Below are 11,975 nucleotides of genomic sequence, written 5' to 3'. Positions count from 1 at the left end.
TCCTCCTTAATTTCATAGATTGATATTTTTCTGATATTATTGTTATTTTACTTTTAACATCTTCGTTTTTATTGCAGATTTGTTCGATTTCTTATATAATTTACCGGTAACATCAAATATACCATTGCTTCGCGCAGCTTTTCATTGATTCCATGGGGTGAAGAAATATGATTCCATTGCAAGATATAAAAGATTTTTGCCAGTTAAACCATCTGGATTCCGGTATTCCTGTTTATATTTACCGGAACAATACCTTATTACAGGCATTTCCCGAGCAGTCCGCCTGTACCTATCCGCCGAAACATTACATCGAAGAATTTGCAGAGATGACCGACGATATCGCGCATCTCTCAACTCCGTACGGAGCTTATTTTGTCGCTGTAAAGCCAAAAGACCAGACGGAACTGTGCGTCGTTTTAGGTCCTGCAAACTATATTCCGTTTACCGACGCTGATTTTCATACGATGTACGCAGACTATGTCGTTGTACAGGAAGATCGTAAAGATTTCAAACACTTTTTCCAACTGATTCCGCCGATTGCTTTGAGCGGGCTTTTGGCCAAAGCTGCTGTTTTCAATTATTTTCTGAACCATGAAATGCGCACCCACTTTGACTTGCTGGACTCAGAGAGAACCATCGTTCCATATGAGCATACGGAAAAACAAACGGAAGATTTCTATCAGCAAAAAGAAGATTTCCAACACAATAACTCTTTCGAGATCGAGTCCATGATCCTGCATTTTGTCGAATCCGGCGATGTGGACGGTTTAAAAAATATGACATTGCAATCCTCCGTGATCCATTCCGGAACCATTGCGCCAAACCAGCTTCGACAGACAAAAAATATACACATCATCATGACAGCTCTCGCGACACGACGCGCAATTTCCAGTGGCGTAGATGCCGATGAAGCGTTCCAGATGTCCGATTTATACATTCAGACTGCGGAAAACTTAAACGATCCCTCTGCCGTCCAGAATCTGAATTTGCAGATGCTTCTTGCATTTGCCCAAAAAGTAAAAGACAAACTGATCCCAAAGACTTCCGACGAAGCACTGCAGCGGGCGATCCAATATGTTCTTCAAAACATCAACTGTCCGATCACAGCAGCGGAAGTTGCCGATCATGTAGGATTCAGTCGATCCTACTTTTCCACTTATTTCAAAGAACAGCTTGGTTTCACACTCAGTGCATTTATACTGCGCTGTAAACTGGAAGAGGGGAAACATCTGCTGCAGTTCACAGATAAACCGCTCAGCGTGATCAGCAATTACCTCTGTTTCTCCAGCCAGAGCCATTTCCAGACATCTTTTAAAAAGCAGTACAATGTCACGCCGCTTCAGTTCCGCAAACAACCGGAACTATATGGAAGAGGGCTGCTGGAAAACGAGCGATAGATTTTCAACATTCAAAAACAGAACCGCAAAAAGCCGATAGCTTATCATAACCGATAAACTACCGACTTTTTTCATATACTTTTTCAAATATACAATTTACTTCATTCTGTTATTTGGCTTCCGAGTTCTTCTTCGCTCTTCTTTCCTGCAGATCCGCCATGATTTCCGGATATTTCTTCTCAAGATCATACATCTTCAAAAGAATAATCAGTCCGATAAACAGTGCCAGCGGAATGTAGATGGAGAATGCAAAAATTGCCGTATCAACCGCTTTTGGCTGTACTTCCAGCATTGCATTATATCCTGCCGCTCCCAAAAGCCATCCGATCAGAGAACCGCCGATACCGCCGGAGATTTTTCCGCCAAAGGAACTTGCGCTGTTTGTCATACCTACAAGACGTTTTCCGAATTTCCATTCGTTATACTCGACACAGTTGTTTACCATAGCGCCAAACAGACACATCATCGGAATCGTTGCAAATGTTGTACAAGCGCCTCCTAAAATACAGCTTACAATACTGTACGGCGTAAAGGCTCTGACAACGCACGCTGCGGCTCCGAGTACCGCACAGCCCACTGTTGTTTTCGTCATTCCGAACTTGCCTGCTAACGGCCCTACTAAAATGAATCCGAGGAATGTCGGGATCAATCCGACTGCTCCGAGCAGCGCCACAAGGTTGTCGTTTCCCAGAATATATTCTGCATAATAAGTACCGCCTGATCCTGCCAACGCATAAGACACACTCATCAGCATATTGGCAACCAGCATCAGTACCCAATATTTGTTTTTAAATAAAAGTTTTAATCCCTCTGCAAAAGAAACATCGTCTTCTTTTTCTGCTTCTGCTTTTTCACCACCGGTTTCTGCCGCCTGCACTGTGACATTTTCTTTTGTAACCTTATATAATACAAGCAGAGATACGAATGAAATAACTGCCAGGATCACAGCCAGCTTGATCCATGCCGCCTGATCTCCGCCCAGCATATTTGTCACCGGAACGAGCAGGATCGCGATAAACATTCCGGCAATGTAACCGAATGCCGAACGGAACGTTCCCATCTTGCCGCGTTCTTCCGAACTTGCGGTACGCACTGCCATCAGCGCTCCGTAAGGAATTGCAATTGCTGTGTAAACGACTGCCGAAAGCAGAATATTTGTTATAAGTACATATCCCATCTGAAATCCGGATCCGGCATTTTTCGGAACCGTGAACAGCATCACGATCATGACCAGAGTCGGAATCGCCATTCTCAAAAACCACGGACGGCATTTTCCTTTCGGCGAATGTCCCGCATCCATGATTTTACCCATGATCAAATCCGTCACCGCATCAAACAACTTTGCAATTAACAGCATCGTTCCGATCATTCCTGCTGCCAGTCCTACCTTTTCCGTGTAGAAATAGGTCAGCTGTCCGACAAGTCCGCTCATAATGTTCAGCGGGATCTGTCCGAGTCCGTCGCCGAAATAATCGATCTTGCGCATACTTTTCTGTACGCCCATCCGGTCAACACCGAGTTCTTTTTTCTTTCCCATGTTACATTTCCTCTCTTCCTCTTTTTATTGGTTCACTGCGGCGAGAATCTGTTCTAACGCTTCTCTTGTCATCCCAGGCACAAAGCTTAACAACTGCCGCAGCGGCATATCGTTCATCATAGCCGCCATCATCTCTGCGTTCACTGCGCCGGACGAATCTTCCTGACTTGCCTCTGCCATCTCCGATGCCTGTTTGTTACCGCTCATCATCTGTCCGAAAATTACTCCGGCTTTTTCATCCCGCATCAGTTCTCCCATACATGTATTCAATGTGTAGATTTTCTTGATTTTTTTCGTACCCTCTACCTGAACCGGTGCAGAAAGCAACACATCCTCTGCATTCTTGCCGACCTGAATCTCATAGACTCCGCTTTCCACAAACCAGTCATGTATCTCTGTATTCCAGTATGCAAATGCCCTTGCATCCAATTCAAATACCACTGTCTTCTTTTCCCCCGGTGCGAGCTCGATCTTATCAAATGCTTTCAGTTCTTTTACCGGACGTGCAGTCTCGGATTCTCCCGGCGCTACATAGATCTGAACCACTTCTTTTCCTGCGCGGTTTCCTGTATTTTCCACATCGACGGAAACGGTAAGAGCTTCCTGATCCGTCATAGCGCTCTTATCCAGTTTCAGATTGCTGTATGTAAATGTCGTGTAGGAAAGTCCATAACCGAACGGGAACAGCACTTCCTGTTTTTTGCTCGTATAATAACGGTATCCTACAAACACACCCTCGCTGTATACCGCTTCATCCACGCCTTTTCCATAGGTCAGATAACACGGCGTATCTTCCAGGCGAAGCGGGAACGTCTCTGCCAGTCTGCCGCTTGGATTTACATTTCCATAAAGGATGTTCACAACCGCTTTTCCGACTGCCTGGCCTCCCAGATATGCTTCCACGATTCCTTTTACTTTGTCTTTCCACGGCATAGTCACCGGCGATCCGTTATGCAGTACAACGATCGTATTTTTCTGCACATTACAGATCTTCTCGATCAAATCATTCTGACAGTTCGGAAGATCCAGATGCTTCCGGTCATACCCCTCCGATTCAAAATTGTCCGGCAATCCGGCGAAGATGACGGCAACTTCAGCCTCTTGAGCAATACGGATCGCTTCATTCTGCAATTCTTCATTTACCTCGTCGACGTCGTCTTCAAATCCTCCGGCAAATGTCACCTCAGCGATTTCCCTGACTGCCTCCACCGCAGATTCCACTTTCCAGCTGTTGATGTGGGAACTTCCGCCGCCCTGATACCTCGGTGTCTCGGCATATTTTCCGATAAAGGCAACTTTCTGTTCCTTTGCAAGCGGAAGAATCTCATCCTCATTCTTTAAAAGAACGATACAATCGCTCTCCGCCTCCGCTGCCAGTTCATGGTCTTTCTCATACTCAAATACTGCGTCCGCCTGACGATTTTCCGTGAATTTAAAAATAATATCCAAAATCCGTTCGCATGCCTGATCCACTACGTTTTCATCCAGACTTCCATCCCGGACCGCTTTCACGATCAATGCGTCGTTGATCCCGCCGGAAGCAGGCATTTCCAGATCCATACCTGCTTTCAACGCCTCCACACGGTCATTGACCGCGCCCCAGTCAGACATGACGTATCCGTCAAATCCCCACTCGTCACGCAGGATGTCTGTCAGGTATTCTCTGCTCTCTCCCACATAGGTTCCGTTGATCCGGTTATAAGAATTCATCACCGTCCAGGGCTTCGCCTGTCTGACTGCGCCCTCAAATGCCGCCAGATAGATTTCCCGGAGCGTCCGTTCGTCCACTTGCGAAGAATTGGTCATCCGCCGTTTCTCCTGATTATTCGCCAGAAAATGCTTCATACTGACACCCACATTCTGACTCTGTACGCCCTCCGTCAATGCTGCCGCCATCTCAGATGCCACAAGCGGATCTTCCGAATAATATTCAAAGTTACGTCCACACAGAGGAGAACGTTTGATGTTCATCGCCGGACCAAGAATCGTGCTCACATTTTCCGCCTGACATTCCTGCCCGATCGTCTCTCCTAATTTTCTCAGCAGATTTCTGTCAAAGCTGGACGCTGTTGCACATCCGGTCGGAAAACATACGGCTTTCACACTTTCATTGATTCCCAAATGATCTGCCTGTTCACTCTGTTTCCGAAGCCCGTGCGGTCCATCCGTCACCATGACCGACGGAATCCCCAGACGTTCGACGCCTTTCAGGTGCCAGAAATCAGCGCCGGAACACATTCCCGCTTTTTCTTCCAAGGTCATCTGAGAAATCAGATTTTGGATATCTTCCTTTTTCATTCCTCGCTTCCACTCCTTTTGTCTTCATAAAATCAACTCATTTGATGCATTTATTTTACAAAATGCAAGTTGCTTTGGATTTCATTTTTGTTTTTTATATTATACTTTTGTTCTTTATTTCAAATTTTCCACTTTTTAATTTTTTCTCACTTCCATCCGGCAGCACAAGTACCGCTTCTGTATTCACCGGTACGTTTCCACTGATCGTGATGCCGTCTTTTTCTTTTTTCCAGCGTAACGTGATCTCCCCGTGCACACAATGATACGTTCCCTCTGCCCAGTCCAGCGGAAAGTCATATCCCGGTTCCAGGCGAATCCTGTCATATCCGATTCCCGCATTTTGAATTCCAAGCACTCTTCTGTACAGGAAATCTCCCACACATCCGAATGCATAATGGTTAAAGGAACATCCGTCCACCTGACCGTCCGGACGGATCGCATCCCAGTTTTCCCACATCGTCGTCGCACCATGCTCCACTTCGTAGATCCATCCCGGACAGCCTTTCTGCGTCAGTACATTCCATGCCAGTTCCCGATATCCGTGATCACAAAGTACATCTAAAATATGTGCCACCGACATGAATCCCGTATCCGGTTTGTTTTCATTTTCCACGATCATCTCCGCAAGACGCTCTGCGAACTTCTCTTCCATTTCTTTTGAAATCATATGATGTTTCAATGCCAGAATATAATTTCCCTGCATTTCCTGTTTTAATTTTCCATCTTCCTCGCAAAGTTCTTCCTGAAATGCTTCTCTTACCCGACACGCATAGTTCTTATATTCTTCTGCTTTTTCCGGTTTCCCAAGGATTTCGGAAATCTCGGAAAGCAGATCCGCATCCGCCGCCAAAAGCGCGGTGTCTACTACATTCATTGTAAGGAAAGAGGATGCCGGTCCATCGGAAAATCCCGCCTCATTCTTCACACTTGGCACCAACCAGTCCCCGAAATGGAATCCGGTATTGATCAGATAATGCTGATTCTGTTTATGGCGGTCTTCCGTTTCTTCCTCTTCCGTCTCCTCCGACATTCCCATGCCAAACGGTAATTGTCCCGGCACTTCATATGCGGCTTTCTGCATCGCTTTCATCCATTTTTCCATCGCGTCATAATTCTCTTCCAACGCTTTTCTATTTCCGTTCAAATGATACAACTGCATCGGCAATGTCAGGATCACGTCTCCCCATCCGAGAGAGCCTGCCATCGTCTGCTGCACATAATTTTTTATCAGCGGAACCGTATTGAGCACATGTCCGGCTTCATTCTGCTCTTTTCTGATGCTTTCCAGCCAGTCTTCAAAAAATACCGTCATCTCCTGATTGTAAAGAGCTGTCGCGCCATACACGACCACATCTCCCGTCCATCCGGCTTTCTCTCTGGTGGGACAGTCTGTCGGCGTTCCGATCGTATTGGAACGCTGACTCCAGTATATATTGTGCTGAAGCTGATTTAATTTTTTATCCGAGCACTGAAAGCTTCCGATCACCGGATTGGCGCTGCTGATCGCTTTCGCGGTGAACTGCTCCGGTTTCCAGTTTTCTCCGCCTGTCACTTTCACATAACGGAATCCATGATAAGTAAACTCCGGTTCAAATACTTCCGACTCTCTTCCCGCACTGATATAGACATCTTTCTGCGCCCGGGTCGTATCTGTGAATGCATAGGTAAAGTTTCCGTCTTTATCCAGCGTCTCTCCATGTTCAAAACAGATTTCTTCTCCCTCTTTTGCAGATAGTTCAACCCGAATGGTTCCTGCCATGTTCTGTCCGAAATCCACGACCGTTTCGCCTTTCGGTGTCGTCAGGATCTCACTCGCCGGAATTTCCGCATAAACTTCGATCTCCGGTACATTCTGCGCCGTTAAAACCGCAAAATCATACAGATCCTTTTTTGCTGTCTTTACCTTTTCCCAATTTTTCGCTTCATAAGAAATTTCCGACGGATCTCCGTCATCTTTTCGTGCATCCACACATTCTCCCAAGAATAAATCCGCATACCGGATCGGTCCGTCAAAAGAATATGTAAATGCTTCATCTGAGCAGAACTGCGTCCTTGTTCCGTCCGTATTCCGGATTTCCATCTGCATCAACATTCCCGGTACTTCTCCATATTCACAGCCCTTACCAAGCGCGATCTTTCCTTTATACCAACCGTCCGCCACGGTAACGGAAAGCGCATTCTTTCCCGCATTCAGAAAATCTGTAATATCATATGCCTGGTATTTCAGACGTTTGTCATAAGTGGTGAATCCCGGCATCAGCAAAGTTCCCGGCACTTTTTGTCCGTTGACCGACAAGCTGTAAATCCCATGCGCCGTCAGAAAGACTTTTGCATATTCCGGTTTTTCTTCCAACTCAAATATCCTGCGGAAACGTACCGGCGGATCGTAAGGTTCTGTCGGCAGCGTATCCCAGATGTCGCCATCCATATAATATTTCGGCTGCTCTCCGCGCATCATCGCCATCAGACACTCATTCCAGATTTCCTGCGCTTTCGGAAGCGGATTCTCCGGAAGCTGCGGAAGCGGATCCGGCTCGATCCAACATGCTTTCCAATCACTCGTTTGAAAATAAGCCGTTTCAAATCTCTGTCTTCCGCTTGTTGCAGTATTTCCGTGATTGTCCCATACTTGAATTTGATAAATGTAACGTTCCGCTGATTTCAGTACTGTACCCTCGTATACAATATCATATGTATGACGGTGTTCAATACGTCCGCTGTCCCAGATCAATTGGTTCTCAGACGTCCATACTTGGATCTGATATGCAGTTTGTATCGTATCCTTTTCATCCGATTCCAATTTCCATGAAAATCTCGGATGCGGTGTTGTAATCGCCAACGGTCGCGCTTGATGCTCACAGGTTATATCTGTAATTCTCAACATGATAAACTCTCCTTTTCCTCTCACTATTTCCAGAGTCGGCGTGCAAAAGCAATACGGCAGATGCACACGAACACTGTGAATTATTTTTCTTAAAATATAACAGGATTTCGAGCGGAAATATTATAGATTTGTTCTTTTTATTTTAGATATCTTCGATGTGCAAGGGAGAAAACGCTGAAAATCACCGAAATTACGCGGTTTGAGGCGTGTTTCCCCTTGTACATCGACGCTATATTTTCTTCTGCAAAACAATACGGGAATGACTCCTTTCGAGTCACTCCCGCATCGCTTATGTGAGTTTTTCGTTGATATCACATCCCGAAAATCCGGCATAAAAGATCTGTGATTTCTTCCGCCGGCTCCTCGCAGCCTCCTCTGATCCACTGTCTGACAACCGCTTCTAACCCGGTATGAAAAAATTTCTGGTGATAAGAAACTTCTTTTTCATTTTTCAATTGAAATATTTTTTGATAAGTATTCATCATGCGGGAATCCATCTCAAACTCAAACGTACTTTCATGTCGCTCTTGTTTTTCGATCATTTCCAGGTGACGTTTAATGATTTTCCTGTTCCTGTAATAAAAATCGATCTGCTTCCGCATTCCCTCCCGAAAGCTCCAATTTCCGTCCTCATTAAAAAATCCTTGCAAAAAAAGCATAAATTGCGTTTTCATTGCCTGTTCCTGCAGATCGTAAATATCTAAAAAATGTCCGTAAAATGTCGTTCTGTGAATATTCGCTTCCCTGCATATATCAGCAACTGTTATTTTATGTCCTCCTGTGCGATTTACCAAATTCCAGTAAGCCTGTTGTATCCGTTTCTCGGTATCTCTGTACCGCTGATTATTTTCCACGTTCATTATTTCTACACCTCGCTTGTTTTTGTCGGTTGTCACCATGATATTTATTAATTATACTGGATATATAATAAATCTACACATCAATCATTTCAAGGAGAAAGATCATGAGTCGAACTGAAGAAGTCTTAAAGAACGGATCATTTGGAAAGCTATTGCTGAATTTATCGCTGCCCTCTGTCCTGATCATTATTATCATGCTCATTTACAATATTGCGGACACTTACTTTATCGGTCAGACCGGAAATCTAAAGATGATCTCAGCCATTTCTTTGAGCATGCCGGTTTTTACTGTATTATCCGGGATCGGAACTCTGTTTGGCAACGGAGGAACAACCTCTATTTCCATTGCGCTTGGCGAGGGCAATCGGGAGAAAGTGAAGAAGATCACCACGTTTTGTTTTTTTGGCTCTGTTACAGTCGGATGCCTTTTTTTCCTGATGATCTTTGCGTTTACGCAGCCGCTGGCGCTTTTGTTGGGTGCAGACGAGACAACACTTTCCTATACGATCACATACTTGAAAACATTTTCTTTTGCCTGCCCGCTTGTTTTGTTTTCCACCGCCTTTGGAAGTCTCCTGCGCGCTGACGGCGACGGACGGACCGCGCTGCTCCCCAATATGACCGGTACGATCTCCAATATCCTACTGGACGCATTGTTTATCCTCGTTTTTCATTGGGATGTATTTGGCGCCGCCTTTGCCACCGTACTTGGAAATCTGTTCTCCTGTGTGCTTTTGGTTTTTCTTATATTTAAAAAGAAAACACACCTCATTCCAAAGGCAAAACAGTTTACCTTTGCTGCTGAAATCAGTATTCCGGTTCTGACACTGGGACTTCCTATGGCGCTCTCTACCGTGATCGGAAGCATTTCCAACACGCTCCAAAACCGGATGCTTATTTCCTACGATGCAAATGTTCTGGCTGCGCAAAGTGTTGCCGGTAAGATCAGTATGATCATCACAATGATGATCCTTGGTTTTTGTATGGGAATGCAGCCGGCAATCTCCTATAATTTCGGAAGTAAAAATTACAAGCGAATGTATCAGGTAATGAAACAGACCGGAATTTTTACCATCGTGCTAGGTATCATCCTTACGCTCCTCACCTTTTTCAATAAAGATACTCTGATCACCGCTTTTATTGACAACCGGGAGATCATCTCCATGGGGAGAATTTTCGTCATTGCCGCAGTGATCGTCGGACCGGTATACGGGATCTACCAGTTATCCCAGACCTTTATGCAGGCAACCGGAAAAGTCAGCTATGCCATCTTTGCCTCTACGTTAGATAAATTTCTCGTATATATACCTGTACTTTTTATCATGGATCACAAATTCGGTGTCTACGGAATTGCCTTTGCCCATGCGGTTACGATGATATTTACGCTGATCATCACGTTATCGCTGGCGCTGAGATGGAGCAGGCATATTAAAACAACCGCCGGGCAAAATACTTGATAGTATATAAAATGCAACATATAAGAAGCAGCGTATGTGAGTCCGCTTCATCTTTCCTCACATACGCTGCTTCTTATTCTATTTCTTTATCTGATTCAGTGCCGCATTCAATTGTTTTGCGGCATCACTTTCCAGATCGATCCCGACCTGTCCCAGAAGTCTTTTCAAAGGCTGTCTGGCAACGATTGCATGCATCTCTTTTGAGACTTTTACTCCCTCTCCCATTCCGCCTGCCGTTTTTGCAGTCATCACAGCCATCATCTGATCCAGCAATGCTTTTCCTTTTGGATTCGCAGAGATTTCCCCCATGGTAGAATTCAGTGAAAAATACCCGTCCTCCTCGGCTATTTCTGTTTCATCAAACCAGTTCCGTACCTTATCTGCACTTACAAAATATTCCGGATTCGGCTCCGAGACTTTCACCACTTCCATTGTATCCGAAATCTCCGCATGTTCGACGCCGTCAATCACTGCCGATGTGTAGAGTTTATGAGTTCCACTGATCGGGACGGAAAACCGAAACACATGATTGTCTGAAGCAACCGTACCAAATTCTTTATCGTCCACATATAATTTTACTTCCGGCACATTTGCGTACACCTTGATTTCCGTTGTCTCTTCAATCCTGTCATGATATCTTCGACCGCAAATGTGTACAAACGGATCCTCTGACCACCATGCTTTATAGATATAATAGGCATCTTTTTTCACTTTTCTTTCAAACGTGATCAGCCCTTTATGATTCTTGCCCGGATCTCCAGCTTCGTCTCTTCCTGCCGCCGCAAACTCAAACATATTCCATACATAGGATCCCCAGATATACGGTCTTTTTGCCAGCATCTCCAACATATGTTCATGATATACGGCCTCATAGCTTTCCGTATAATCTCCTTTTTCCGGCTTGGGTGACTGCAGTTTGATCGTCGAATCTGCACCGTACTCTGTAAGCCCGATCACAACATCCGGATGCTCTTCATGGAACTTATCAAACCACGCGTCATTGTCTTCCATCTCGCCTACATACCATCCGTAATACAGATTGTATCCTCGGATATCCGGTAACGTCACAAGCGGAGAATCTGTTTCCAGCATAAACAGGTTTGCCATTGCCGACACTCTGGACGGATCCATTTCATGGATGAGATCATTTAAGATTCTATGGTTTTCCAGCAGATCTTCCGTAACTCCCTGCAGCGAAATTTCGTTTGAGATCGCCCAGCATATGATCGATGTATGATTATAATTTTGTGCGATCAGTTCTTTCATCTGCCGGATCGTATTCTCTCTTCCACTCGGCATATGCACGGTGATATACGGGATCTCCGCCCATACCACGATTCCTTTCTCATCACAAAGATCATAAAAATACTGATCATGCTGGTAATGTGCCAGCCGGATCGAATTTGCTCCCATGGAAAGAATCAGTTCCATATCCTCTTCATGCATTTCTTTTGTCAACGCATTTCCCACACCAAGGCGATCCTGATGGCGGGAAACACCGTGGAGCGGATAAGATGCTTTAATGATTTTTATAAAATCGTG

At 45.1% G+C, this 11,975-nt stretch carries 7 protein-coding genes; 2 read left to right on the top strand and 5 right to left on the bottom strand.

Annotated elements, in window-relative coordinates:
* Nucleotides 1-167: 167 nt before the first annotated feature.
* Nucleotides 168-1,397: a helix-turn-helix domain-containing protein gene (locus I2H87_RS05390; RefSeq protein ID WP_195609485.1), complete on the top strand. Its 1,230-nt coding sequence runs from the start codon at nucleotides 168-170 to the stop codon at nucleotides 1,395-1,397.
* A 109-nt stretch (nucleotides 1,398-1,506) separates the two neighbouring features.
* Here I2H87_RS05390 and I2H87_RS05385 read toward each other — a convergent pair whose 3' ends face one another.
* The 4 genes from I2H87_RS05385 to I2H87_RS05370 form a co-directional block, all read right to left on the bottom strand.
* Nucleotides 1,507-2,934 carry an MFS transporter gene (locus I2H87_RS05385; RefSeq protein WP_195609484.1) on the bottom strand — a complete coding sequence of 476 codons (1,428 nt, stop codon included), beginning with the start codon at nucleotides 2,932-2,934 and terminating at the stop codon, nucleotides 1,507-1,509.
* Between the two features lie 24 nt (nucleotides 2,935-2,958).
* Nucleotides 2,959-5,232: a glycoside hydrolase family 3 C-terminal domain-containing protein gene (locus tag I2H87_RS05380; protein ID WP_195609483.1), complete on the bottom strand. Its 2,274-nt coding sequence runs from the start codon at nucleotides 5,230-5,232 to the stop codon at nucleotides 2,959-2,961.
* 94 nt (nucleotides 5,233-5,326) lie between these two features.
* The gene (locus I2H87_RS05375) at nucleotides 5,327-8,116 is read right to left on the bottom strand and encodes an alpha-L-rhamnosidase (RefSeq protein WP_195609482.1); all 2,790 of its coding nucleotides are present in this window, start codon (nucleotides 8,114-8,116) and stop codon (nucleotides 5,327-5,329) included.
* A gap of 311 nt (nucleotides 8,117-8,427) precedes the next feature.
* Nucleotides 8,428-8,976 carry a TetR/AcrR family transcriptional regulator gene (locus I2H87_RS05370; protein ID WP_195609481.1) on the bottom strand — a complete coding sequence of 183 codons (549 nt, stop codon included), beginning with the start codon at nucleotides 8,974-8,976 and terminating at the stop codon, nucleotides 8,428-8,430.
* A 104-nt stretch (nucleotides 8,977-9,080) separates the two neighbouring features.
* Here I2H87_RS05370 and I2H87_RS05365 point away from each other — a divergent pair, with 104 nt between their 5' ends.
* Complete coding sequence (locus I2H87_RS05365; protein WP_195609480.1) at nucleotides 9,081-10,433, top strand: MATE family efflux transporter; 1,353 nt, start codon at nucleotides 9,081-9,083, stop codon at nucleotides 10,431-10,433.
* Between the two features lie 78 nt (nucleotides 10,434-10,511).
* Here I2H87_RS05365 and I2H87_RS05360 read toward each other — a convergent pair whose 3' ends face one another.
* Nucleotides 10,512-11,957, bottom strand: a complete 1,446-nt coding sequence (locus tag I2H87_RS05360) for a glycoside hydrolase family 2 TIM barrel-domain containing protein (RefSeq protein WP_330611501.1) — start codon at nucleotides 11,955-11,957, stop codon at nucleotides 10,512-10,514.
* Between the last annotated feature and the right edge of the window lie 18 nt (nucleotides 11,958-11,975).

It is taken from the genome of Mediterraneibacter glycyrrhizinilyticus (genome assembly GCF_015560805.1).
Taxonomy (GTDB): domain Bacteria; phylum Bacillota; class Clostridia; order Lachnospirales; family Lachnospiraceae; genus Schaedlerella; species Schaedlerella glycyrrhizinilytica_A.
Note: the sequence above shows the minus strand (reverse complement) of the source record. Positions and strands in the feature narration are given on the sequence as shown.